General features: G+C 58.1%; 22 protein-coding genes. 7 read left to right on the forward strand and 15 right to left on the reverse strand.

Features of this window, described 5'->3' with window-relative positions:
* Position 1: 1 nt before the first annotated feature.
* The 10 genes from ACN19L_RS09550 to ACN19L_RS09595 all read right to left on the reverse strand — a co-directional run bounded on the left by ACN19L_RS09550 (position 2) and on the right by ACN19L_RS09595 (position 11,905).
* Positions 2–658, reverse strand: coding sequence for a DedA family protein (locus ACN19L_RS09550; RefSeq protein ID WP_426493252.1), 657 nt, complete (start codon positions 656–658; stop codon positions 2–4).
* An 84-nt stretch (positions 659–742) separates the two neighbouring features.
* Positions 743–1,405, reverse strand: a complete 663-nt coding sequence (locus ACN19L_RS09555) for a fused MFS/spermidine synthase (protein ID WP_426493253.1) — start codon at positions 1,403–1,405, stop codon at positions 743–745.
* Positions 1,406–1,486: 81 nt separating this feature from the next.
* Positions 1,487–2,401 carry a TraB/GumN family protein gene (locus ACN19L_RS09560; RefSeq protein WP_426493254.1) on the reverse strand — a complete coding sequence of 305 codons (915 nt, stop codon included), beginning with the start codon at positions 2,399–2,401 and terminating at the stop codon, positions 1,487–1,489.
* Between the two features lie 176 nt (positions 2,402–2,577).
* Positions 2,578–3,915: a PQQ-dependent sugar dehydrogenase gene (locus tag ACN19L_RS09565; RefSeq protein WP_426493255.1), complete on the reverse strand. Its 1,338-nt coding sequence runs from the start codon at positions 3,913–3,915 to the stop codon at positions 2,578–2,580.
* 92 nt (positions 3,916–4,007) lie between these two features.
* On the reverse strand, positions 4,008–4,841 hold the full coding sequence (locus ACN19L_RS09570) for a phosphosulfolactate synthase (protein WP_426493256.1): 834 nt from the start codon (positions 4,839–4,841) through the stop codon (positions 4,008–4,010).
* A gap of 191 nt (positions 4,842–5,032) precedes the next feature.
* A complete protein-coding gene (locus ACN19L_RS09575; protein WP_426493257.1) occupies positions 5,033–6,430 on the reverse strand; it encodes a tetratricopeptide repeat protein in 1,398 nt (465 codons plus the stop codon).
* Between the two features lie 217 nt (positions 6,431–6,647).
* A complete protein-coding gene (locus ACN19L_RS09580) occupies positions 6,648–7,649 on the reverse strand; it encodes an NAD-dependent epimerase/dehydratase family protein (RefSeq protein WP_426493258.1) in 1,002 nt (333 codons plus the stop codon).
* A gap of 33 nt (positions 7,650–7,682) precedes the next feature.
* The gene (locus ACN19L_RS09585; RefSeq protein ID WP_426493259.1) at positions 7,683–8,363 is read right to left on the reverse strand and encodes a tyrosine-protein phosphatase; all 681 of its coding nucleotides are present in this window, start codon (positions 8,361–8,363) and stop codon (positions 7,683–7,685) included.
* Between the two features lie 99 nt (positions 8,364–8,462).
* Positions 8,463–10,919, reverse strand: coding sequence for a GumC family protein (locus ACN19L_RS09590; protein ID WP_426493260.1), 2,457 nt, complete (start codon positions 10,917–10,919; stop codon positions 8,463–8,465).
* Between the two features lie 44 nt (positions 10,920–10,963).
* On the reverse strand, positions 10,964–11,905 hold the full coding sequence (locus ACN19L_RS09595; protein ID WP_426493261.1) for a polysaccharide biosynthesis/export family protein: 942 nt from the start codon (positions 11,903–11,905) through the stop codon (positions 10,964–10,966).
* Between the two features lie 255 nt (positions 11,906–12,160).
* Between ACN19L_RS09595 and ACN19L_RS09600 the strand changes: the two genes are divergently transcribed.
* The 4 genes from ACN19L_RS09600 to hpf all read left to right on the forward strand — a co-directional run bounded on the left by ACN19L_RS09600 (position 12,161) and on the right by hpf (position 15,038).
* The gene (locus tag ACN19L_RS09600) at positions 12,161–13,300 is read left to right on the forward strand and encodes an acyl-CoA dehydrogenase (RefSeq protein WP_426493262.1); all 1,140 of its coding nucleotides are present in this window, start codon (positions 12,161–12,163) and stop codon (positions 13,298–13,300) included.
* 158 nt (positions 13,301–13,458) lie between these two features.
* Positions 13,459–13,659 carry a 30S ribosomal protein S21 gene (gene rpsU, locus ACN19L_RS09605; protein ID WP_125425461.1) on the forward strand — a complete coding sequence of 67 codons (201 nt, stop codon included), beginning with the start codon at positions 13,459–13,461 and terminating at the stop codon, positions 13,657–13,659.
* A 154-nt stretch (positions 13,660–13,813) separates the two neighbouring features.
* Complete coding sequence (locus ACN19L_RS09610; protein WP_426493263.1) at positions 13,814–14,701, forward strand: tyrosine-type recombinase/integrase; 888 nt, start codon at positions 13,814–13,816, stop codon at positions 14,699–14,701.
* Positions 14,702–14,738: 37 nt separating this feature from the next.
* Positions 14,739–15,038, forward strand: coding sequence for a ribosome hibernation-promoting factor, HPF/YfiA family (gene hpf, locus ACN19L_RS09615; RefSeq protein WP_426493264.1), 300 nt, complete (start codon positions 14,739–14,741; stop codon positions 15,036–15,038).
* A 130-nt stretch (positions 15,039–15,168) separates the two neighbouring features.
* Here the strand turns inward: hpf and metK are convergent, their stop codons facing one another.
* Positions 15,169–16,434 carry a methionine adenosyltransferase gene (metK, locus tag ACN19L_RS09620; protein WP_426493265.1) on the reverse strand — a complete coding sequence of 422 codons (1,266 nt, stop codon included), beginning with the start codon at positions 16,432–16,434 and terminating at the stop codon, positions 15,169–15,171.
* A 189-nt stretch (positions 16,435–16,623) separates the two neighbouring features.
* Here metK and ACN19L_RS09625 point away from each other — a divergent pair, with 189 nt between their 5' ends.
* From ACN19L_RS09625 to ACN19L_RS09635, 3 genes are all read left to right on the forward strand, one after another.
* Complete coding sequence (locus ACN19L_RS09625) at positions 16,624–17,448, forward strand: phosphatase PAP2 family protein (protein ID WP_426493266.1); 825 nt, start codon at positions 16,624–16,626, stop codon at positions 17,446–17,448.
* 246 nt (positions 17,449–17,694) lie between these two features.
* Positions 17,695–18,351 carry a hypothetical protein gene (locus ACN19L_RS09630; protein ID WP_426493267.1) on the forward strand — a complete coding sequence of 219 codons (657 nt, stop codon included), beginning with the start codon at positions 17,695–17,697 and terminating at the stop codon, positions 18,349–18,351.
* A complete protein-coding gene (locus tag ACN19L_RS09635; RefSeq protein ID WP_426493268.1) occupies positions 18,351–18,590 on the forward strand; it encodes a helix-turn-helix domain-containing protein in 240 nt (79 codons plus the stop codon). The genes ACN19L_RS09630 and ACN19L_RS09635 overlap by 1 nt, the downstream gene beginning before the upstream one ends.
* Positions 18,591–18,598: 8 nt before the next feature.
* Here ACN19L_RS09635 and ACN19L_RS09640 read toward each other — a convergent pair whose 3' ends face one another.
* The 4 genes from ACN19L_RS09640 to ACN19L_RS09655 all read right to left on the reverse strand — a co-directional run bounded on the left by ACN19L_RS09640 (position 18,599) and on the right by ACN19L_RS09655 (position 23,576).
* A complete protein-coding gene (locus ACN19L_RS09640) occupies positions 18,599–19,912 on the reverse strand; it encodes a hypothetical protein (protein WP_426493269.1) in 1,314 nt (437 codons plus the stop codon).
* Positions 19,866–22,328 carry a prolyl oligopeptidase family serine peptidase gene (locus tag ACN19L_RS09645; protein WP_426493270.1) on the reverse strand — a complete coding sequence of 821 codons (2,463 nt, stop codon included), beginning with the start codon at positions 22,326–22,328 and terminating at the stop codon, positions 19,866–19,868. Before ACN19L_RS09645 ends, ACN19L_RS09640 begins: the two co-directional genes overlap by 47 nt.
* Positions 22,329–22,412: 84 nt before the next feature.
* Complete coding sequence (locus ACN19L_RS09650; RefSeq protein WP_426493271.1) at positions 22,413–22,811, reverse strand: hypothetical protein; 399 nt, start codon at positions 22,809–22,811, stop codon at positions 22,413–22,415.
* Between the two features lie 120 nt (positions 22,812–22,931).
* The gene (locus ACN19L_RS09655; RefSeq protein ID WP_426493272.1) at positions 22,932–23,576 is read right to left on the reverse strand and encodes an HD domain-containing protein; all 645 of its coding nucleotides are present in this window, start codon (positions 23,574–23,576) and stop codon (positions 22,932–22,934) included.
* Positions 23,577–23,636 lie beyond the last annotated feature (60 nt).

The following is a 23,636-nucleotide window of genomic DNA, read 5'->3' on the forward strand; positions in this document are numbered from 1 at the left end:
GTTACGCTACCGGGCGTTTGCCTTCCTGCCGGGCCTTGAAGAACTCCCATACCGCGGGCAATACCGAAATTAGAATAATCAGAATGGTGAGCAGCCCGAAGTTTTTCTGAATCCACTCGAAGCTACCCAGGAAGTAGCCTGCTCCCGTGAGCAGCACTACCCACAGCACCGCGCCAATCAGGTTGTAGGATAAGAACTTGGAGTAGCTCATGGTGCCGATACCCGCCACAAAAGGCGCAAACGTGCGGATGATGGGGATAAAGCGGGCAATGATGATGGTTTTGGCCCCGTGCTTATGATAGAAATCCTGCGTGCGGTTCAGATGCTCCCGCTTCAGCCAGCGGGAATTCTCCCGGAATACCCGCGGCCCCAGAAAGTCGCCGATGTGGTAGTTAAGCGTATCGCCCAGCACGGCGGCCAGAATCAGCAGCCCAATGACAATCCACACGCTGAGGCCATTAGCGGGGTTGGCGGCCAGGGCACCAGCGGCAAACAGCAGGGAGTCGCCGGGCAGGAAGGGCAGCACCACCACGCCGGTTTCCACGAAGATGATGAGGAACAGAATGGCGTACGTCCAGGTACCATAATTCTGGATAATTTCCGCCAGGTGCTTATCAAGGTGGAGAACAAAATCAAGCAAGTGCTTCAGGATTTCCATAAGGGCAGTAATGAGGCTGCAAAGAAAGGGGTTTATCCGTTGCCCGCGTCACGGGCGCTGGTCAGGTGCGGCCCCGGCCAGGCTTCAGCCCCGCGCAATAAGCACTAGGTTATACTCCACTTCCAACTCCTTCACCTGCAGCCCCAGCTTTTCCAGATACTCCGTGGCAAATTGCCCGTCAATGAAGAGCGGGGCCTGCTGCAGTGTGTTGAGCACCACCGTGCCACCGGGCCGCAGCACCCGCCGGATATGCTGCCAGAAGCCCGGCTCCGCGAGTTGCGGGGGCAGCAGCAAATCCAGAAACAGGTCTACTACAATCAACTCGTAGGCCACCAGGGGAGCCGTGGGCAGCCAGGTAAAGGCATCGGCGCACACAATCTGCAAAGTAGCATCGGGCCGGATGCTGAACTCCGAGGCGGCTACCTCCACAACGGCGGGGTCCAGCTCTACGGCGGTGATTGGGCCCGTGTGGCCCCGCTCCTGCCGTAGCAGCTTAACAACTCCCCCACCCCCCATGCCCAGCACCAGCACCGGCGCATCGGGCGGGCCGGCCGGTACGTGCAGAAGGGCGTAGCGCAGTACCTGGTGCAGCGGGCCGTAGCTGTAGTTGGCGTATTGGGTATCGAGCACCTTGCGGCCCTGGTGTTCCCGCACCACCAGCCCGGGGCTGTGGCGCGAGGGTACGCGCCGGGCCAGGGGCAGCGCGTAGCTGACCCAGGTACGCAGGGAAGCAAGCAGCTTGTTCATGGAGCGTAAACATACGGCCTCCCGACGGCGCAGCACACGCTACGCGGCCGGGAGGCCGTTGAAAGTTGAAAGACCAGACGCTTACTGTAGCACCGGCTTTACGCTGTAGCCCTGCTGGCGCAGCAGATTCAGCACGCCTTGGGTACCGCCCAGGTGGGCCGCCCCAACCGCGAAAAACGTGGGCTGCGCGGCGGCCTGCTTCTCAATGCGGGCAATCCACTGCTGGTTGCGGCCGTCCAGCAGCAGTTGCTCATACTCCTGAAACCCGAAGCTGCTCTTGCTGCTTACAGTGCGCAGCTCCTCAATATTCTGGGCTTTGTAGAGCGTGAGCAGCTGCTGAAACTCCTGCTTGGCTTCGGCTTCCTTGGTTACCATATCGGCCAGCATCTTGCTCTGCACCGCGTACGGAATCTTGTCGAAGAAGCCCATTTGCTCCTGCACGCTTTCCAGGCCGGTTACTTCCTTGTGCTGCTCCTGGGCCAGTTTCACAAAGGTGGTTTCGTAGCTGGCCGGGGTGCAGCCCAGCAAAGCCGGGTACATAATGGAGGTGACAATGAACGGTTTCAGCATGCCCAGCTGCGCAATCGGAATACCGGCTTTGGCTTTGAGGTAGTCGCCCACGCGGGTGTAGTCGGCGGCGGGCAGCAGCTTTTCCAGGGTCTGGCCGTCAGTCATCATCATGCCGGCCTGCATTTCCTGCATCATGGTGGGGCTGTCCATATCCAGTTCCATCACCACCTGCTTGCTGCTCCCGAACGCCCGCTTCATGGGTTCCGTTACCTGCAAATCCTGGGGGCAGATGAGGTGAATAGTGCCGTAGATGTAGGACGGCTGGGCCAGGCCTTTACCCGAAACTTCCCACAGCAGGGAGTTGGCCGCCGCAGCCGTAGCCGGCTTGTCAGCCGTTTTCGTCTTGATTTTGGTTTTCTGCGCCTGCGTGCTCAGGGAAGTGAAGGCGAGGGCACCGGCCAGCAGCAGCGTACGGAACATAGTCATTGGAGTAACGAAATAAGAAGTGGCTGGAGAATGAAGTACCCAAAGATGTAGGGCTACAATTCAGCCATTCGGATTATTGCACCAACGCTATGCTCCCGCGCCTAAACGCCGCAAACCGACCCACCAACCGCCGCAGCGGAGGCAGGCCGGCTTGCCTGATTTCGGTACTTGAAAACTTACTGCGCCGCCACGCGCCACAGGGTATCGGCGGCGTCATCGGCTACCAGCAACGAGCCATCGGGCAAGGCGGTAACGCCCACCGGGCGGCCGTACACCTCCTTGTCGTTTTCATTGGCAATAAAGCCGGTCAGGAAATCCTCCATGGGGCCGCTGGGCTTCCCGTTGCTGAACGGCACAAACACCACCTTATAGCCCGAGAACTTGGAGCGGTTCCAGGAGCCGTGCTGGCCAATAAACGCCCCGTTGCGGTATTTCTCCGGAAACTTATCGGCTTTGTAGAACGCCAGGCCCAACGAGGCCGTATGCGGGCCCAGTGCCACTTCGGGCACCACACTTTGCTTCACCAGATCGGGCCGCTCGCCTTTGCGGCGCGGGTCCTCCTTCTGGCCGAAGTAGGCGTAGGGCCAGCCGTAGAACTTACCGGGCTGCACGCTGGTCAGGTAATCGGGCACCAGTTCGTCGCCCAGCTCATCCCGCTCGTTCACCGCCGACCACAGCGTTTGAGTGCCCGGAGCCCAGTCCAGGCCCACGGGATTGCGCAGACCAGCGGCGTACACCCGTTCCCCGCTACCGTCGGGGTTTATTTCGAGCACGTTGGCCCGGCGTTCTTCTTCCTTCATGCCGTGCTCAGCCACGTTGGAAGCGGAGCCCACCGATACGTAGATTTTCTTGCCATCGGGACCGGCCAGCAGGTTGCGCGTCCAGTGGTTGTTGTAGCCCCCGGCCGGCAGCGTCATAATTTTCTGGCCAGCCGCGCTGATCTTGGTTTCGCCCGCTTTGTACGGGTAACGCCACACGCCATCGGTGTTGGCCACGTAGAAATTCCCGTCAATCAATACCATCCCAAACGGTTGGTTCAGCCCACTCAGGAAAGTGGTGCGGGTGTCCGGCTTCCCGTCTTTATTAGTGTCACGGAGCAGGGTAATGCGGTTGGCGCTGCTGGCCCGCAACGACTTGGACGGGTCCAGCTCCAGTTGTGCCGCTACCTTCTCCTTCACGTCGGTGGGTACGGTGTTGGCCTCGGCAACCAGCACGTCGCCGTTGGGCAGTACGTAGGCGTTGCGGGGGCTGATGAGGCCATCGGCGTACTTGGTTACCACGAAGCCAGCCGGCGCGGTGGGCATTTTGCCGGCCGGCCAGCCAATGACTTTGCTGCGCTTGGTGACGGATTTGGTGGCGTAGGGCTCGGGCAGGCTCACCGGGTTGGCGGCCGTGGCTACTGTATCGGCGGGTGTAGTGGCGGCGGCTTCGGCTTTTTCCTCTTTCGAGGGGCCGCCGCAGGCTGCCAGGAGCGCCAGCCCGGCCCAGGCAGAGGTGGAGGTAAAACAGTTCATGGTGCGGGTGATTGGGTACAAGAAAAGGCCGGACTGCTGAGCGGTCCGGCCTTTTCTTGTACTTGATTTCGCCTGTTCAGGTTAGTGCCTGCCTAGCCACGGGGCATGGAGGTGCCGGGCTTGCCCTGAGCTTTGGGCTCGGGCTTGAACATTTCATCCACGTTTTCCAGGTCCAGGAAGTCCAGGAACGTGTCGCCGCGCAGGCCCAGCCGGATGGTTTCCAGGCTGATGATTTCGTTGGGCGCAATGTTGCCCAGGTTCACGTTGGAGCCCAGCAGCTTGATAAACCACACCTGCTGTGCTTTCTGGGGAGCTTCCCAGATAATTTTCTCGAACGGAATCTGGGTCAGAATTTCCTCTACCAGTCCTGAGCGTACCTCGCCGGTGCTGCGGAACAGACCCACGTTGCCGGCTTCCCGAGCCTCGCCAATTACCTTCACGGCCCCGGCTTCCAGCTCGGTTTTCATCTGCGAAATCCACTTGTAGGGCGGAATAATCTTTTCCGCGTCCTTCGAGCCCACTTCGCTCAGCACCTTCACATCCTGCGACAAAGTGCGGATGAACTCCAGCTTTTTGTCGTGGTTCAGGTCCAGGGAGCCGTCCGATACCTCGGCGTATTCCATCCCAAACTCCTGTAGCAGCCGGCGGTAGTCGTCGAACTGGTTGCGGATGATAAAGGCCTCAAACAACGTTCCGCCGAAGTACACCGGAATACCGGCCTCTTTGTACACGGCCAGCTTGCGCTTCAGGTTGGGATTCACGTAAGATGTGGCCCAGCCCAGCTTCACAATGTCGGTGTATTCGGCCCCTACTTCCAGGAAATCCTCTACTTCCCGCACGCTCAGGCCTTTATCCATGACCATGGTGAAGCCTTGCTCACGGGGTTTCTGTGTCCGTTCGGGAAGTTGGTTAAGCGTGTAGTTCATAGTTGGGGTCTTGGGGACTTGGGCACGCAGGGACCTGGTCATTAGCCAGTCGCCGCGCCCGGAAAAACAACGGCGGTAAAAGTACGCCCGAATTCTGTAAGTCGGCCGCTCAGCAAGCAAAAGCCCCGCGGTGAGCCAGTTGGCTGGTTCACCGCGGGGCTTTTGCTATTCCCTGTAACTCTTACAGTACTCTATTTCCGGTACTGATCAATCAGGCGGGCCAGGGCTTTCTGCGACTCCAGCTCCGGGAAAAACTCGAACAGCAGCCGATGCTTGTCGAAATCCAGTACCAAGGCATTTTCCAGGCACTGGTAGGCTTCCCGGTAGCGCCCGGCTGCCAGCAGGTACGCGCACAGTCGGTAGTGCAGTTCGGCCTCCAGCGGCTGAATCTCCACCGCATTGCGCATCAGGTCAATGGCTCCGTCGAAGTTGCCCTGCTCATAGAGCAGAATGCTCCAGTTCAGCCAGGCGTCCTTGTTATCCGGGGCGGTTTCGGTGGCTTTCTCGTAGGCTTCCACCGCCGATACGATGTTGCCGATCTGATACTCCGCTGCCGCCAAGGCCAGCCAGTACTCCACGCTTTCCTGGTACAGGCTCACAGCCTTGCGAAAGAAATGAATAGCCTCGAAGTACTTCTCCTGCGCGTTCATCACAATGCCAATGCCAAACCAGGCCTCGTCCATCTCGGGGTCCAGGTCGATGGAGCGCTGGTAGAAGCGGCGGGCCAGGTCCCACTCGGCCATCTTCTCGTGGCATTCCCCAATGTTGCACAGGGCCTCGGCTGTTGGTTGGCCCTCGGGGTAGCTTAATTCAAACTCGGCAATGGCCGCCCGGTACCGCTCCATGTTCACGTAGGTGCTGGCCAGGTACCCGTGGGCTTCGTACAGCTTGGCATCAATCAGAATAGCATATTCGAAGGCTGTTACCGCATCATCGAGCTTATTGGCCCGAAAATAGGCCTGCCCCAGGTTGTACCAGGCAATGGCCGAGTACGGGTCCTCGTCGGTGAAGCGGCGGAAAAAGTCCAGGTTTTTTTCCAGCCGCTCACTCACTTCCAGGCAGTACAGCAACTCCTGCACGGCCACGTCATTGTCGGGGTTGAGGCGCAGGCTTTGCTTGTAGTACTTGGCCGCACTCTTGAACTTCTGCCAGCTCTGGTAGGCCAGCCCTAAGTTGAAGAAAATGTCGTCCCGGTCCTGGGCCCGCTCGGCGGCCTGCTGGAAAAACGCTACGGCCTCGGCAAACTCCCCCTTCTGGGTAGCAATGATGCCCCGGGTCACGGCCACATCGGGGTTATCGGGGTCCAGCTGGGCCACGTTTTCAATCTGGACGCTGGCGGCGGCGTACTCTCCCTTCATCGCCAGCACCTGCGAACGGTCGATGAGCAGTTCCGTGCTGAACGGATACTGGGCAATAGCCGCCTCGCAGGCCTGCAGGGCTTTATCGTACTGGGTGGTAGAGGTATAATGGTCGATGATATTTTCAAAATCGGCCAAATCAAAAAACACAGGCTCGTTGTGGGCTACCATCTGCTCAAAGCGGCGTACAGTGGCCAGCACTTCGTCCCGGTCATCAAAATTCTCGTTCATTCTCATGCAGCAACAATCGGCACGGGGCCGCCACAATGGCAGCACCCGTGAATAAGCCGGCCGTATTCCAGTGCAGAAAACAGCCCTGCCCTTAAGATACAACAACCGCACCGGACGCCGATGGGTTCTTTGGGTAGAGAAACTAAGTAATTGAGTAGCGGAGTAGTCGTTTGGCGCGTAACAAGCGACTCCAAGCGCCACTCGCACTAGTACTCAGTTACTTCGCTACTCCGTTGCGAAGCAGCTCCTGGCAGCACCAGCGGATTGTTTCCGACAAAGGTCGGAACTCGCGGCCCAATTCCTGTCTGATTTTATCGGCGCGGTATGCTACCGGATTGCGGCCGGCGCGGGCAGTGTCCTTGGTAATCAGGGGTCGCACGCCCGTCAGCACGGACCGAAGGTGCTCCAGCCGCCAGATGACTTCGGCCGCCCAGTCGGGTACGGCCACCGAGGGCGGGCGCTTCCCGAAGCAGGTCGCCGCCTGCGCCAGAAAATCGGGCAGCGGCAGACTGCCCGCGTTCAGCACGTACCGCTCGCCACTAATAGGGGTATCCAGCGTGAGGTGCAGCAGCGCGTCCACCACGTCGCGCACATCCACCAGACTGATGTTACCGGGCGTGTAGAAGCGGTGCTCCTGGTAAGCGTAGCGAAACAGGCGAGTACTGCTCTGCTGCCAGTTGGCAGGTCCCAGAATCACGGATGGATTCACGATGACGGCCCGCAGCCCTTCGCTGATACCCCGCCACACTTCCAGTTCACCCAGGTACTTGGACGTGGCGTAGGCATTGTGCTCAGCACCCAGGTCCCACTTAGCCTGCTCATCCAGCACCACGGGCCGGGCCACTTCGCGCGCCTGAGCCGTCGCACCTCCCCCCAACGCCGCCACCGACGAAACCAGACCGAGCCGGATACCAGGGTGTTCCAGACAAGCATCCACCACGTTGGCCGTTCCTTCTACGTTGACGCGCAGCAACTCATCCTCATCCTGAGGGGCATAGGAAACCAGCCCGGCGCAATGCAGCACGTGCGTTACCCCCGTCAGCATCTGCCGCAGCCCCAGCGCGTCCCGGATGTCTCCCTGTACCCATTCTACTGCCTCAGTGGCCGCAATCTGCGGAATCTGCTGCCGATACAAAGCCCGCACCGGCAGGCCGCGGGCTACCAGTTCTTCAAGTAAAAAACTGCCCACTAATCCACTCCCGCCGGTAACGAAGATCATAGCATCCTAAGTGACGAGCTGGTAAACGGCAAATCAGAGCGTGTTGTTGAGCAGCGGCAAAGCCAGTGCTTTAACCAGGTAAGGGCTGGTCAGCACTTTAGTCCGGATGTTTTCCAGGTGCTTGGTGTTGTGCGCGTCAGTGCCCAACAGGTCCACCAGCTCTGCATCCACCAGCTTTTCGGCTACGCGCTTGGCACCGGCCGAGTAATAGCCGATCAACGAATTCAGATTTACCTGTAGCAGTACGCCCATATCCCGAATCCTGAGCAGTTCCTCAAACCGGCCGTAGAGGTAGGTGTAGCGTTCCGGGTGGGCCAACACAGGCTGGTAGCCAGCGGCTTTCAGGTTGAAAATCGTTTCGGCCAGGTTGAATGGCTCGTTGATGTATGAGGTTTCCACCAGCACCATGCGCCGCTCCCCGCCGAAGCTCAGCAGCTCCTCCCGCTCCAGACGGGGCCCGAAGCTTTCATCCAGATAATACTCGGCGGCACAGGCCAGCTCCACACCGCCCAGCCCCGCCGCGCTGGCTGCTTGCCTGAACGCAGCCAACGCCCCCCGAATACCTTCTGGCGTATTACGGTAAAAGTCGCCCATGATGTGGGGCGTCATAATCAGCTTGCGGTAGCCCAGGACGTACAACTCCCGCAGCATTTCTACCGACTGCTCCATCGTTTCTGCCCCATCATCCAGGCCGGGCAGCAAGTGGGAGTGCATATCCACCCCTAGCACTGCTAGCGACGGTGCCGACGCTGGTGCGGCCTCCCGGCTCCCAAACAACTTGTGCAAAAAAGACATACGCGCGGCGGCCAGACCTTAAGAAAACCGTTTCCGCAGGCGGCCAGCTAGTCCCTTCTGAGCCGGCGTGTCTTCATAGTATCCTTGCCCGTAACCGTAGCCATAACCGTAGCCATAACCATAGCCATAGCTGCCGGTCGTTTTGGCGTCATTCAGGATGGTGGTGAGCTTAGTGAAGCCGTTCACCCGCATCAGCTTATTGATATTCTTCAGGAAAGACTTCTTAGAGTAGTTGGCGCGCACGATGTAAATGGGCACATCCGCCTTACGCATAATCAGAATTCCGTCCGTTACCAACCCAACGGGCGGCGTATCAATCATTACCACATCGTAGTGCTCATGTAACTGCGTAATCAGCTCATCAAACCGTGGACTCAGGATCAATTCCGATGGGTTGGGTGGGGTAGGTCCAGCCGAAATGAAGTCGAGCGTAGGCAAGCTGGTGTGCTGTATGCATTCCTGCCAGCTATGCTTCTCAATTAATATGGTACTGATGCCCTTCACGTTTTCTGCATCGAACGCCAAGTTTACCTTGGGTTTACGCATATCCAGGTCTAGCACAATTACGCGCTGATCAGAGGCGGCAATAATACCAGCCAAGTTTACCGTCACGAAAGTTTTACCCTCCCCACTGATGGTAGATGTAATCGAAATCAACCGTTTTTTCTTGGAACTGGCCATGAACTCCAGGTTGGTTCGGATGGAGCGGATAGCTTCCGAAATAGCAGATTTAGGGTTGCGGTCCACCACCAGCTTCGATACGGCCATCTTTTCCTTCTCGTAGGTGGGGATAACCCCCAGTACGGCGGCCCCAGTGTTGCGCTCCAGTTCCCGGATGTTGGTTACGGTGTTGTGCATCAGGTAACGCACCGCAATCAGCCCCAGCCCTAACACAATCCCTATGGCTAACCCAATGGCATAAATCATCGGCTTCACGGGCGAAATGCGTTCCGCGACGCTGGCCGGAGACAGAATCTGGAAATCAGCAGTAGCTCCGGCCATGGATATACCATACTGGATTTTGCTGTCCATCATGGTCAGGTTATACTTCTCATACAGCTCCAAGGGCCGCTGGAGCCGTGCCTGTTCAGTTTGTTTTTCTGGCAATTGCCGCAGACGGCCTTCCAGCTCAGCTCGTTTCGCATCGAACTTAGCCAGTTGTTTCTGGGCCAATTGCTGATTCTTACGAAGCAATTGCCGAACAATTTTTTTGAGGTCAGCAATGGTTTGCTCCTTGGTTTGCATAGCCGTGGTAGCTCCCGGCTGATATGAGAGCAGGGCCCGTTTCAGATCCAGCTGGGCATCACTGAGCTCCTGAATCCGGGATACTAACTGCCCATCTTTTACTTCGGCCAAGGCCGGCAGACTCTGTAGCACGTCCCCATCCGCCCGGTTGGTCAACCGGTCCTGCTCTACCAGCTTCGACAGGTCGTTGAGCATATCAATCTGCTCCTGAATCTTCTCCCGCTCTAGCTCCTGTTGCTGAAGAAGCGAAGTTATCATCCCAACGTCTCCCTTAACATCGTAAGTGCCGTTGCGCTTCACGAAGGCCTGCATATTTTCCTCGGCCTGGCTCAGCTTCTGGTTATTCTCGTTCAGTTGCTCATTGATGTAATCCATGGCCCGGGCAGCCTGCTCCTGCTTGCGCACCAGTTTTTCCACCAAATACACTGAGTCTATCTTATTGACAATTGCCCGCGCCTTAACCGGATTTTCATCCGTGAATGAAATACCAATGGTATTGGCATCCATATTCACAATATCAACCAGCAGATTTTTATTAAAATACGCATTCAGCGCCCCGTTGCTATTGATTGTAAACGAGTACTCGCCTTCCGGAAAACTTATTTCCTGCGGTTGGTTTAAAAATAGTTGCATCCGGAAGCCGGCCGCTGTGAAGGGCATCCCAACGGTATGCTCCATTGTTTCCCCACCTAATTGCTCCGGCAATGATAGTCGGAAGCGGGTGGAACTGCTGAACTGCACACTGATTTTCTGGTCATAGGCTGCATCGGCCAGAGGCTCAAACGCAATTCGGAAGGGCGAATTACCATACAGTTCTGTTTCCAGCACCGTACCCTGCACGTAATAATTAACGCCCAGATCCAGCGAATCTTTCAGCCGCCGATAGATGATATCGGACTTGATCAACTCAATTTCGCCGGACAGCTTATTCAGACTTTGCTTCTGCTCAACCGCATCACCTAATGCCCCCAGGCCTAATACGCCAGCTTCTGTCTTTTCATCAATTTTAATGGTAGAGGTAGACTTATATATGGAAGGAGTGTAGCGCAGAAAAAGCCATGCAGCCGTTACGCCCAGCGCAATCAGCAGTACCATCCACGGCAGGCTTTTACGGGCAACCGCCAGCAGCGTAGTAAGGTCTAATCCCCCGCCATCATCTTCGCCTTCGGTTTCAGCGCCGCCCGCACTGCGGATAAATTCTTCCAGTTCAGCGTCTTCGTTTGCCGCCATGTATACTGTGGTAATGCAAGAAATGAATGTACCCGGACCCCGGACTACTTTATGTTGCTCACAAAGTAGATGGTGCTGATTACGGCAGCAATACTGCCAATCAACGAAAACAAAGGGGCAGCATCCTGCAAACCTTCGTAGAAGGGCCGTCGAATCGGCTCAACATACACAATATCATTTGGTTCCACCTGCAGATTGGCCCGGCGCATCCCATCAATAGTAGTCAGGTCAATTATCTGCACCTGCGGATTTTTCAGGTCGCCGCGAATTAGCCGAATGTTATCGGCCCGGCCCGCGCGCCCCGACCCACTAGTTCCTACAAAGGCACCTTCTATGCCGCCCGCCTGCGCCAGTACTTCCAGCAAGGTCATGTTATCATTATACATGTAGATAACTTGACCGGAGCCGCCTGAAGTAGCCCCCAGCACAATAATCCGGTTGTTCGACACCCGAGTCGTCACGAATACATCCTTGTAAAACTCGGTGTATTTGCGCTGCAACAGGCTATCAGCCTGAAGCAGCGTGAGGCCGGCCAACCGTTGGTAGTTTACCATAGGCAGCTTCACCACGCCATCGTGCTGCACCAGAAACTCGTTGTAGCTGCCATTCTGGCCCTGCTGCTGCTGCCGATTACCCTGCTGCTGCCGGTTGCCGCCCTGCTGCTGCCGGTTTATAGCTCCTGCCCCAACACCATTCTGCCCGATAGGGCTACCAAACATTAGTTCCCCATTAGGATCCAGAATTCGCTCACCATTGTTGGTGTACACCCGCACGTCCAACGCATCGTTGGGTTGAATAATGTAGTTACGCTCAGCCCGGTTTACTACGTCGCGCAGCTTGGCCGTATCCATGCGGCCGGAGCCATCGGTGCGGAACAAAATGTTTTGCTGGTGTACGCGAGCTGTGGCGCAGGAACCCAGTATTCCGGCCAACGGCAGGCACAACAGCCACAAATGCAGAAAACGGCGAAGAAGTATGTTTTGCATGAAAACCGAGGTAGCTCGGGGTATGAAGCGGAAGTCACGGCAATAACCAACCGTGGGTTAGGCAGTTTTTGCCTAAAAACCATCAAAGAAACCGAATTAGCCGTCCCCATCAAAATTCAGACCGTGAAGGCCTTAATCCTGCACTGGCTTGGGCGGCTATAAAACCCTACTTTCGCGGACCCAATTTTTGGCTGACTGTGTTTTTTACACCCAATGCCTTCGGCCAGACCTTTCACCCTCCCACCCCCACCCCCTATGGAACTGGTAGCTACTGAAAACCAGACAATGATTGCCCAGATGGTCCGCGACTTCGCCGCCCAGCACATCAAACCCCACATGATGGAATGGGACGAAACGCAGGAATTTCCTAAAGAAGTGTTTCACAAGCTCGGCGAGCTGGGCCTGATGGGCGTACTGGTGCCCCAGGAATATGGCGGCGCAGGCTTCGGCTACGTGGAATACGTGACGGCCATTGCCGAGCTGGCCAAAGTGGATGGCAGCATTGGCTTGAGCATGGCGGCGCACAACTCACTCTGCACCGGCCACATTCTGCAGCATGCCTCTGAGGAGCAGAAGCAAAAATATCTGCCCAAGCTGGCCAGCGGCGAGTGGATCGGGGCCTGGGGCCTGACGGAGCCCAATACTGGCTCCGATGCTGGCAATATGCGCACCGTAGCCGTTCTCGACGGGGACCACTACGTGCTGAACGGGGCCAAGAACTTCATCACGCACGGCAAAACCGGCAACGTGGCCGTGGTTATTGCCCGCACCGGCGAGGTAGGCGACTCCCATGGCATGACGGCATTTATTGTGGAGCGCGGCACCCCGGGCTTCGAGGCTGGCCGCAAAGAGAATAAACTGGGCATGCGTGCCTCCGAAACTACCGAACTGATTTTTACTGACTGCCGCGTACCCAAGGAAAACGTCATCGGGAAAGTAGGCGACGGTTTTGTGCAGTCGTTGAAAGTGCTGGATGGCGGCCGCATCAGCATTGCGGCCCTGAGCCTGGGTATTGCCCAAGGGGCCTATGAGGCAGCCGTGCAGTACAGCAAGGAGCGTCACCAGTTCAACCAGCCCATCAGCAGCTTCCAGGGCATCAGCTTCAAGCTGGCCGATATGGCCACCGAAATTGAAGCTGCCTCGCTGCTCACTTACCGCGCCGCCGATATGAAGGACCGGGGCCTGAACGTAAATAAGGAGTCGGCCATGGCAAAGCTTTATGCTTCGGAAGTATCGGTGCGGGTGGCCAATGAGGGCGTGCAGATTTTTGGCGGCTACGGCTATACCAAAGATTACCCGGCGGAGAAATATTATCGCGACGCCAAACTGTGCACCATCGGCGAAGGCACCAGCGAGATTCAAAAGCTGGTTATTGCCCGTACCCTGCTCAAATAAGAATCATCGATTTTTCGACGGCAAACCCGTTTCAACTGGGTTTAGCAGCACTGATTGTCCAAGTTGCGGGGCAATGTATGGCGGCAAGTTTGCAGTCTGATAAATCTCTGATTATCTTTGCGGCCCCTCCAGATTGGGTTTCCTAGTTCACTGAAGATATGATCATCGTCCAAATCAAAGAAAACGAGTCGGTTGACCGTGCGCTGAAGCGCTTCAAGAAGAAATTTGAGCGCACCGGCGTTCTGAAAGAGCTGCGTCGCCGCACCTTCTTCCAGAAGCCCTCCATCACCAACCGCAAGCAGAAGCAGAAGGCCATCTACAAGCTGGCTACCTACGGCCCCGACGCTACGAACGCCTAGGTTTCTGATTACCTGTTCGTAAGGACGAAAAACCGGCTGATTTGCCCACTTTGCGCGAATCAGCCGGTTTTTTCGCGTCCGTACAGTTCGGTTTTTTTCTTGCGCTGAAATCCATACATTGGGTATCCGGCCCCGGCAGCCGGCACTTTTCAGTATGGATGTATTTTTTGATTACCTGCGGTTTGAGCGGCGCTACAGCCCGCACACCGTGGTTTCTTACCAAACGGACCTGCGGCAATTTGCCGCGTACCTGCAGACCACTTTCGAGCTGGCTGAGCCCGCGCAGGCCGACCATACCCTTATTCGCTCCTGGGTGGTAGAACTGATGCAGCAGCACCGCGACCCGCGCACGGTAAACCGCAAAATTGCCTGCCTGCGCTCCTACTACAAGTTTTTGCTGCGCACCGGGGTAGTGCAGAAAAACCCCATGCTCCGCATCACCTCGCCCAAGGTGGCGAAAAAGCTGCCCGACTTTGTGCCGGAGGATTCGCTGAACGGACTGCTGAATTCTTTTGAGTTCCCGGAAACGCTGGCCGGCACGCGCGACCAGCTGATTCTGGAACTGCTGTATGGTACTGGCATCCGGCTCTCGGAACTGCTTGGCATTAAGCACGCTGACCTGAATCTGACGGGAAAAGTGGTGCGGGTAACCGGCAAAGGCAACAAGCAGCGTATCGTGCCGCTGAACCCCACGCTGCTCCTGGTACTGGAGCGGTATATAGCCCAGCAGCAGCGCGAATTTGGCTCCGGCAGCAACGCCCATGGCGTACTCCTCGTTACGGATAAGGGAGAGCCGCTCTATGAAAAGTTCGTGTATCGTACGGTAAAGCACTATCTGAGTCAGATAACTACGGCGGCGGGCCAGCAACACCCGCACGTGCTGCGCCACTCCTTCGCCACGCATCTGCTGGGCAAAGGAGCCGATCTGAACGCCATTAAAGAGTTGCTTGGGCACGCCAACCTGGCGGCCACGCAGGTGTACACCCACCTGAGCATTGACAAGCTGAAATCAGTATTTGAAAAGGCCCATCCCAAGGCCTGATAGTGTTCCCTTTTCTTACCTTTTAACCCCACGACCGATGAAAGTACAGATGCAATCGGTGCATTTTGACGCCGACCAAAAACTGCTCGACTTCATCCAGAAGCGCCTCGACAAACTCGAAACCTTCTATGACCGCGTGACCGAAGGCGAAGTAATTATGCGCCTCAACAACAAGGATGGTATCGATAACAAGACGGTGGAAATCAAGCTGTACGTGCCCGGCAGCAGCTTATTTGCCCAGGAAGACGCCGCCTCCTTTGAAGCCGCCGCCGATGCTGCCGCCGAAAGCCTGAAACGCCAGATTACCAAACACAAGGAAAAGCTGGTTAACCATTGATTTTCTAAGCTGTCAGCTACTGGCTGTTAGCCGTTAGCTATTCACAAAGAAGCCCCGTCTGAAAATTCAGACGGGGCTTCTTTGTGAAGTCTGGGTTAATGCTTCTAGGGAGGAAGCGAACAGCCAGCCGCTAGTTCAGGCCGAACTCGGCTTTGATTTTCTCCACGTAGTCGAGCTTCTCCCAGGTGAAGGTTTCTACGGTGCGGGTGTTGCCCTGCGCGTCCTGCACCTGCTTGGTGCCGGGCTGCCGTCCCATGTGCCCGTAAGCGGCCGACTCGGCGAAGATGGGGTTTTGCAGGCCCAGGCGCTGCACAATGGCGTAGGGGCGCAGGTCGAACAGGCGCTGCACTTTCTCGGCAATCTGGCCGTCGGTGAGCTTCTGGCCCTGGCCGTTGGTGGCGTTGGTCGTGCCGTAGGTGGTCACGAATACCCCCACCGGCTCGGCCACGCCAATAGCGTAGGCTACCTGCACCAGCGCCTGATCGGCCACGCCGGCGGCTACCAGGTTCTTGGCAATGTGGCGGGCGGCATAAGCCGCCGAGCGGTCTACTTTAGAAGAGTCTTTGCCGGAGAAAGCACCACCGCCGTGGGCTCCTTTGCCACCATACGTATCCACAATGATTTTGCGGCCAGTGAGGCCGGAGTCGCCGTGGGGACCACCAATAACGAATTTGCCGGTGGGGTTGATGTGGTGCTTGATATCGGTGGTAAACAGCTGTTGCACCTCGGGACCGAGTTGGGCCTTCACGCGCGGAATGAGAATATTGATGATATCCTCCTTGATGCGGGCCAGCATGCGCTCCTCGCTTTCGTCAAAATCATCGTGCTGGGTACTGACCACAATGGTTTCAATGGCCTCGGGCGTGTTGTCGTCGGCGTAGCGGATGGTTACCTGACTTTTGGCATCGGGGCGCAGGTAGGTCATTTCCTGCCCGGCCTTGCGGATGGCCGACAGCTCGCGCAACAGGCGGTGCGAGAGGTCGAGGGCCAGGGGCATGTAGTTGTCGGTTTCCTTGGTGGCGTACCCGAACATCATGCCCTGGTCGCCGGCACCCTGTTCCTCGGCCGTAGCACGCTCCACACCTTGGTTAATGTCGGCCGACTGCTCGTGCAGGCGGTTCATTACTTCGCAGGTATCGGCGTTGAACAGGTATTCGGGCTTGTTGTAGCCAATCTGGCGAATTACTTCCCGGATGATGGGCTCCGCCTCTACGTGGGCCGTCGATTTAATTTCACCGGCTACCAGGGCGAAATCGGTGGTTACCAGGGTTTCGCAGGCCACTTTGGCAGTGGGGTCCTGACGCAGGTACTCGTCGAGGATGGCATCGGAAATCTGGTCGGCTACTTTATCGGGGTGGCCTTCCGAAACAGATTCGGAGGTGAACAGGTAAGGCATCAGCGTAACGGGTAGGAGTGCGCAAGGGGCCGGCAGCCCCTGCCCCACCCCGGCAACGCGCCGGGCAGGGCCGCAAAGCTACGATTTAGTTAGGAGTTGCCGACTATGGCAGTCCGGAGTTGGCGGGTTAACCTGTACCAGGGGTTTTCCGTTGTAGCGCTACTCTCCCTCTTCCACTTACTTCCGGTTATGCAGAAAATTTCCTCCTTGTTGCTGGCCACCGGCCTGCTGCTGGGCAGTGCGCCGCTGGCCCACGCCCAGAAAGCCCCTTCGCCTTACCAGACCCGCTTTAAGGTGGATGCCCCCATTTCGGTCGGCCTGGGAGCCCTTAGCATTACGGGGTTGCTGCTGGTGCAACAGAAAGAAGGCCTGACCGATGCCCAGCTGGCCGCCCTCAACAAAAACGATATTCCCAAATTTGACCGGTTCTCGGCGGGCTATTACAGTGACAAGGCGCAAACGGCCGGCGACCTGATTGTGTATCCCTCACTAGTGGTGGCCCCGGCCCTGCTGGCCCTGGATGCCGACGTGCGCGGGCGGTACGGGCAGGTGCTGGGCCTGTACCTGCAGACGATGCTGGCCGCCGATGCCACTTTCACCATGAGCGTGGGTAGCATCACCCGCTACCGGCCCTTCCTCTACGGCACGCAGGGCGGCGGCGACCGGAACAGTAAGATTGCCACTAACTCGTTTTTTGCCGGCCATACGGCACACACGGCGGCGGCCACGTTTTTCGCGGCCAAAGTGTACCACGATTTCCACCCGGATTCAAATCTGAGGCCGTTTGTGTGGACGGCGGCGGCGGCGGTTTCGGCAGCGGAGGGCTACACCCGCCTCAAGGCCGGCAAGCACTTCCTTTCCGACAATATTGTGGGCTACGCGGTGGGCGCTACGGCGGGCATTCTGATTCCGCAGCTGCACAAGAAAGCTAATGGGCTGAGCCTGCTGCCGGTGCAAGGCGTGAACGTGAACGGCTATTCCTACAGCGGATTGTCCCTGACGAAGCAACTGTAGCAATACGTATTTTCAGCTATCAACAACAAGCCGGCCCGAAAAGCCGGCTTGTTGCTTTTCGATACTTTATTCTCTCTTTACGATAAATTATTATTGTTTATCAATAAATAACCAACCTTATTTGCAGGTGTAAACTCATCCCTTTCCACTATGAAACGAGTGCTGCCGGAATCCATCTTTCTGCCGCTGCTACGAGTTACTCTAGCAATTTTTCTTTTCGCCTCCGGAATTAATCTACTAGTAACTGTGAGCAAGGGCCTGTTGGCCGAAAGCGGGGAACGCGACGTTCCGGCCGATCTGATTACGCTACGTCTTAACCTAGCCAGGCCTCATCAGTATCCGCTGCAGGATATTGTGCGTGGAGCGCAGGATGGATGGCGGGATGGCATTGCTTCGGGACAACCAAGAGTGGCACTGCGCCCTTCGCCTCAACTGCCGACAAGCACGTACGAAGTGCTCCCGGATACCACCCAACGCCTGCTGCGCTACCGCGAAGCCTCCTGGGGCCGGCGGGCCAGCCTGTATCTGCTGGGCGCGGTGCCGGGCACCATGTCGTTGGCCACGGCGCTGGTACTGATGGCAATGGGCTGGCTGGCATGGCTCATCGTGCGTAACCTGCAGCTGGCAGCCCCCTTCAGCCCCGGAAACACCCGTCGTATCCGCCTGTTAGGTGGACTGCTGTTTGGGTGGGTAGTATGGCAGCAGGTGGCTCACATGCTATTAAATCTGATAGTCGAGTTACCCGCCACGCTACTGTCAACTGCTCTGCCAGCCACTCGTTACATCCACTTGTACGACGACGAGCTGGTACCCAGCTTACTCCTGCTCAACGGCTTCGGATTATTGCTGATTCTTTATCGGCGCGGGGTAACCTTGCAACAGGAAGCCGAACTGACCGTCTGATGCCGATACTTGTAAACCTGGATGTAATGCTGGCCCGGCGCAAAATGACGCTTAGCACTCTGGCCGAAACTGTGGGCATTACGCTGGCCAACCTTTCTATACTGAAAAGCGGCAAGGCCAAGGCTGTGCGGTTCAGCACCCTGGCCGCCATCTGCCAGGCCCTGGACTGCCAGCCCGCCGACCTGCTGGAACACCGCCCCGACCCAACTGATTTACGGCCGGGCGCGGAAGCAGAGTAGCGCGGTTTTCAGGAGAATGGACCGTAGCTCAGCACTTGCCACCCGTGCCAGCTGAGCGCAAAGGCTATGGTCCAGGCTTCAACCCGGCGGCCGGGCACGCGCGCAAGCAACAGGGCAATGAGCAGGAGCAGCAGGGGCACCAGCATGAATGTAAGCCGTTCTTTGTAATATCCCAGCACTACCAAAAACCCGGTTTGCAGCAGCAGCAGCGCGAAAATGACTGTTTGAGGGAACTTTCGCACCACCGGTAGGCCGAGCTTCCACACCAGGCCCGCTCCCATACCCAGAAAAACGCCAATGGCGGGCAGCGTGACCAGAAACCGGAGGAGATTTCGGCCTGCCAGCCGCAGAAAATCGGGGAATGGCTGCTGCCAGAGGGCCTGCAGCCACACGAGTTGCCCGTAGGCTTCGGCCTCATGGTTGTAGTATGTAACGCCGCGCAATTTCAGCAGGCCAATCCACAGAAGCGTGGGTCCGGTGAACAACAGGATCAGCAGCGTTGCCCCAAGCAGTGTGCGTTCCACAGTGAGCTGCTGCCGTCGTAGCCACAGGCCGTAGAGCAATACCGGCAGCAGCAGCACGAAACTGCCGTACGCCAAGGTCAGCAATCCGCCCAGCATGGCCAGCCCCGGCAGCCACCCGCGCCACTGGTCTGATTCGTGTAGCTGCAGCGCTACGTGCAACAGCACCAGCGGCACCAGAAACGTGAACATCTGCTGATGCACCGTCCAGAAAAAGGCTTTGGTAATCTGATTGGAAATCAGAAAAACCTGCAGGGCAGTCAACACCCACGGGCTGCCTCGTCCGGCCGTGAGGCGATAGTACAGGTGTCTGAATAGCAGTAGCGCCGCCAGCAGCACCGCGTAATTTAGCAGCACATAGCCGATGTAAAACCCCAATAGCGGCCGGTATTTGGCAGGTAGCTTCTGCACTGCCCGGGCCGAGAGCAAGCCGCTGGTTTGCAGGCCCTGCACCGCCCAGGTAATCGGGTAGCCGACGGCCGTACCCAGCAGAATAAACAATGGCCTCGACTGCCGCACTTCCCGGGGCTCCAGCAAGCGGGCCGGGTGGCGGGCACCTTCCATGTACACAAACCCATCACAATTGGCCGTAAAGCCGGCCCAGCGCGTGAGCTGCAGATAGGTACCGCAATACTCCGTCTCGGTACGCGGCCCCGCCGACAACCAGAACGTGAGCGTGAGCCCCAGCACGAGAGCTGTGTAGGCAGCTACCACCTGAACCCACTCACCCCAGGTGTTCCGCCGGACCGAATGGCTAGTGGCCTCCACTACTGCCAGCGGCTCCACCGAAGCCCGGGGCATTCTGCCGCAGGTTGGTTTCAAACAGCTTCAGAATACGCTTGTACTCGTCCGTCCAGGAGGAAGCTTCCACGAAGCCGTGGTCCTCTACTGGGTATACAGCCAGCTCCCAGTTTTCCTTTTTCAGCTCGATGAGCCGCTGCGAGAGGCGCACAATGTCTTGGAAGTGCACGTTGGTATCCACCATCCCGTGACACATCAGCAGCGCGCCTTTCAGGCCGCTGGCGTAGTTGATGGGCGACGACCGGGCGTAGGCCAGGCTGTCGTTGTAGGGCTCGTTAAGGATGTTGTCGGTGTAGCCGTGGTTGTAGTGGGCCCAATCGGTTACGGAGCGCAGGGCGGCCCCGGCACGGAACACGTCGGGCTGGGTGAACATACCCATGAGCGTGATGAAACCGCCGTAGCTGCCCCCGTAAATACCAATGCGCTGCGGGTTGACGCCGTATTTCTCGGCCAGCAACTTAGCCCCGTCTACTTGGTCGGTGAGGTCTTTGCCACCCATGTAGCGGTAGATGCCGGTGCGCACGTCGCGGCCGTAACCGCTGGAGCCGCGGTAGTCAATGTCCAGCACCGTGTAGCCCCGGTCGGCCAGCAGGTTATGGAACATGTACTCGCGGAAGTAGGTGCTCCACCACTTGTGCGCGTTCTGCAGGTAGCCGGCCCCGTGCACGAAAATAACGGCCGGGCCCTGGGGCTGGGAAATGGCCGGGCGGTAGAGGCGGGCGTACACATCGGCCCCGTCGCGGGCTTTGTAGCTGATAACCTCGGGGGCGCGCCAGGGGTAGCTTTCAAACTCGGGGGTGGTGCTGTACGTGAGGCGGCGCATGGTGGCCCCGGGCTGGTTGGGCATCACATACAGCTCCCATGGCTGGTTGCTGGTGCTGAAGCGCAGGGCCAGGGTTTTCTCGTCGGGCGAGAGGCTCACCTCGTAGCCACCGCGCTGGGTGGTAATCTGAGTGAGGGGGCCGCCCTCCACAGGCATGCGGTAGAAATGCTGCTCGCCGGGGTGGGTTTTGTTGGCGGTGAGGTACCACGTTTTCCGGTCCCGGCTCAGCTGGGCCTTCTGCACCTCAAACTTGCCGCTGGTCAGGGCCTTTTTCTGACCCGTCGTCACATCCACGGTGTACAGGTGAGAATAGCCGGTTTCCTCGCTCTGGAACCAGATGCGGCGCGAATCGGGCAGCCAGCCCACGTTGCCTTCGTCGTAGCCGATGCCGGGGCCGTTAATCCAGGCGTCGTCGTGCTGGCGGTCGAGCAGCTTGATGCGCTGGGTGGCGGCATCCAGGCTCACAATCCACCGGTCCTTGTTATCGGCGCTGCGAATCACCAAGAAGGCCTGCTGGCCGTTATCCGACCAGAACGGCCCGAACGGGATGACGCGGCGCAACTCCGTGGCTGGTTTTTCCTTTTTGGCGGCTGCTTTGGTGGTATCGGCCGGCACGGGAGCCTTGGCTTTCAGCTGGTACTCTTTGCGGTAGGCGGGCTGTTCGTCCAGGCCCTGTAGGTCCTGGTAGCCCAGCACGAAGGTGGTATCGCGCCCCACGTCGTAGAGGCCCAGCTGGTAAGCCGTTTGGGCGGCTCCTACTTTGGTGCGGGTGTTGATATCCTCGGTGAAGCCGGAGGCCGTGACGAAGTTGAGCACCAGGGCCACTTTCTCGCCGGCGGGTTCCTGGGTGAGGGTGTAGGTTACGTAGCGGCCATCGGGCGAGAGGCGCAGGTTGCGCACGGTTTGGGTGCTCAGGTAAATGGCCTTGGGGCGCATGCGGGCCAGCAGCTTTTCGCGACGCTGCCGGGCTTTGGCGTCCTGCTCCTTGCCGCGCAGCACCTCAAACAGGGCCAACTGCTGGGCTTTTAGGTATTTCTCCGATTTATCAGTGGGCTCGCCGGAAGCAGGACGGGGCCCGCGCCGGAAGTCAGTGCGCTGGGTGGTTTCGCCGGTGGCGGGGTTCCAGGTAAACAGGTTACCGCCCCGGGTGTACCCGATGGCCTGGCCCTGGAGGGCAAACGTGGGGTCGGTTTCCCGCTCGGCGGTGTTCGTAACGCGGCGCACGCGCTGGGTTTTCAGGTCGAGCAGGTAAATATCACCGTCTTTTTCGTACACCTTGCGGGTGTAGCGCTGGTCGTACTCGCCACTAGAGGCCTGGGGCAAACTGAGCTGCTCCCGCAGGCTTACTTTGCGCGGCGTGCCGCCCTGGGGCGCGAGGCGGTAGAGCGAGTCGCGGCGGGCTTTTTCGGGGTTCCAGTTGAAATAGATGGTCTTGCCATCCTCGGCCCACTGTACGTTGCTGGGCGAGGTACCGAGCCACTGCGCCGGCTCGCGCATGATTTTTTCAACAGTGAGCGTGCCCAGCTTCTGGGCAACCGTGGGTAGTGCCAGCAATAGGCCGGCGGGTAACAGCAGGTGTACGGGTTTGAGCATATAGCGAGAAGCAGCGGAGCACTACCGCAACTTACAGCTTCGGGGGCAATCCATTGCACTCAGCCGATGTGGTACTGCCCAAAATCAATGCAGCACAAACAATCCATTTGCCTGAGCCAACCGGCGCAGAAAGGCCCTCACTCTATCATTTTCCTTACCAGGCAACGCATACGCCACGCTGGCTACATCAAACCCATCAACAAATACTGCGTGCAATGCCGGGCTGTACACTATATAATGGCGCAGCTCTCGGGTACCCAGTGTAATTAGCTGCACTAGCTTTGCGGCCTCTCCCACAACCACAAACTGCTCAGCAGTTTCGTCCATCACCAGCAGGCTGTTTGCCTGATGGAGTGCCAGGAAAAATCGCACAAGCTTAGCCTCCTGTACCAAGTAACGCGTGTAATACTCGGCATCCGTGATTTGCGGAAAAGAAATCATTTTTTGATCTGCTTCCGCCTCCGTTAGCCATTCTCCGTGCATGCCTATCAGATACCGTTTCCCCGGCCATCCGTCGGCAGGCTCTCCATCACGCAGTATTGTTTGGGCCAGCGCAAGGGCTTGTAGGAGTTGGTCTGTAGTGTCTCTCATTTATCGAATACGTTACAACCCACCCTTCTCCCACGCCTGCAACTCGGCCTGCAGGTTGCGGCGGGCCGGGGCGTCCAGCCGCTCCCGGAAAGCGGCGGTGTGGTAGAGCGTGGGCGTGTGCAGCAGCTTCTCCAGCACCTGGCGGCGGCCCCGGCGGTACAGAAAATCCGGAATGAGGCGGTACTCCTGCCGCACCTGGCGGGCGTACTGCCAGTAGTCGGCCTCGGGCGCACCCAGGATTTGCAGGTCGGCATCGAGGAAGAAGTGCAGGTCCGGGTCGGCAGGTTGGGGCTGGGTGTGGTCGGCGGTGCGCTCGATGAGGAAGGCCACGCGCTGCTGCCGGGACGGGGCCAGCGTGGTATGGCGCAGAAACTCCCGGGCCAGCGCGGCGCTGCGGGCCTCGTTGTCGGAGCGGTGCGTGTTGTACACGGCATCGTGAAACCAGATAGCCAGCTCCACCACTTCCCGGTCGTGCACCAGCTGCGGGTAGCGCGCTACCGCCTCCAGCAGCGCCCGAATGTGCGGCAGCGCGTGGTAATGTCGGTTGGAGCCACCGTAGGCCGCCGCCAACTGGTCATAGGTGGCGTTACGCAGCGCTTCATCAGTTACCAACGGCGTGGTGAGCTGCTGCCAGCGGGTGGCCAGAGTAGTATGCATAGTTTAATGGCTGGTAGCTGGTATGTGCCTTGTGGTATAGGATTACAGCCGAAGAAAAAA

The sequence above is a fragment of the Hymenobacter sp. 102 genome (assembly GCF_049949205.1).
Classification (GTDB): domain Bacteria; phylum Bacteroidota; class Bacteroidia; order Cytophagales; family Hymenobacteraceae; genus Hymenobacter.

Bases quoted from the DNA above. Each gene is read 5' to 3' on its own strand.
- ACN19L_RS09550 (WP_426493252.1), bottom strand. From the start codon at position 658: ATGGAAATCCTGAAGCACTTGCTTGATTTTGTTCTCCACCTTGATAAG.
- ACN19L_RS09555 (WP_426493253.1), bottom strand. From the start codon at position 1,405: ATGAACAAGCTGCTTGCTTCCCTGCGTACCTGGGTCAGCTACGCGCTG.
- ACN19L_RS09560 (WP_426493254.1), bottom strand. From the start codon at position 2,401: ATGACTATGTTCCGTACGCTGCTGCTGGCCGGTGCCCTCGCCTTCACT.
- ACN19L_RS09565 (WP_426493255.1), bottom strand. From the start codon at position 3,915: ATGAACTGTTTTACCTCCACCTCTGCCTGGGCCGGGCTGGCGCTCCTG.
- ACN19L_RS09570 (WP_426493256.1), bottom strand. From the start codon at position 4,841: ATGAACTACACGCTTAACCAACTTCCCGAACGGACACAGAAACCCCGT.
- ACN19L_RS09575 (WP_426493257.1), bottom strand. From the start codon at position 6,430: ATGAACGAGAATTTTGATGACCGGGACGAAGTGCTGGCCACTGTACGC.
- ACN19L_RS09580 (WP_426493258.1), bottom strand. From the start codon at position 7,649: ATGATCTTCGTTACCGGCGGGAGTGGATTAGTGGGCAGTTTTTTACTT.
- ACN19L_RS09585 (WP_426493259.1), bottom strand. From the start codon at position 8,363: ATGCACTCCCACTTGCTGCCCGGCCTGGATGATGGGGCAGAAACGATG.
- ACN19L_RS09590 (WP_426493260.1), bottom strand. From the start codon at position 10,919: ATGGCGGCAAACGAAGACGCTGAACTGGAAGAATTTATCCGCAGTGCG.
- ACN19L_RS09595 (WP_426493261.1), bottom strand. From the start codon at position 11,905: ATGCAAAACATACTTCTTCGCCGTTTTCTGCATTTGTGGCTGTTGTGC.
- ACN19L_RS09600 (WP_426493262.1), top strand. From the start codon at position 12,161: ATGGAACTGGTAGCTACTGAAAACCAGACAATGATTGCCCAGATGGTC.
- rpsU (WP_125425461.1), top strand. From the start codon at position 13,459: ATGATCATCGTCCAAATCAAAGAAAACGAGTCGGTTGACCGTGCGCTG.
- ACN19L_RS09610 (WP_426493263.1), top strand. From the start codon at position 13,814: ATGGATGTATTTTTTGATTACCTGCGGTTTGAGCGGCGCTACAGCCCG.
- hpf (WP_426493264.1), top strand. From the start codon at position 14,739: ATGAAAGTACAGATGCAATCGGTGCATTTTGACGCCGACCAAAAACTG.
- metK (WP_426493265.1), bottom strand. From the start codon at position 16,434: ATGCCTTACCTGTTCACCTCCGAATCTGTTTCGGAAGGCCACCCCGAT.
- ACN19L_RS09625 (WP_426493266.1), top strand. From the start codon at position 16,624: ATGCAGAAAATTTCCTCCTTGTTGCTGGCCACCGGCCTGCTGCTGGGC.
- ACN19L_RS09635 (WP_426493268.1), top strand. From the start codon at position 18,351: ATGCCGATACTTGTAAACCTGGATGTAATGCTGGCCCGGCGCAAAATG.
- ACN19L_RS09640 (WP_426493269.1), bottom strand. From the start codon at position 19,912: ATGCCCCGGGCTTCGGTGGAGCCGCTGGCAGTAGTGGAGGCCACTAGC.
- ACN19L_RS09645 (WP_426493270.1), bottom strand. From the start codon at position 22,328: ATGCTCAAACCCGTACACCTGCTGTTACCCGCCGGCCTATTGCTGGCA.
- ACN19L_RS09650 (WP_426493271.1), bottom strand. From the start codon at position 22,811: ATGCACGGAGAATGGCTAACGGAGGCGGAAGCAGATCAAAAAATGATT.
- ACN19L_RS09655 (WP_426493272.1), bottom strand. From the start codon at position 23,576: ATGCATACTACTCTGGCCACCCGCTGGCAGCAGCTCACCACGCCGTTG.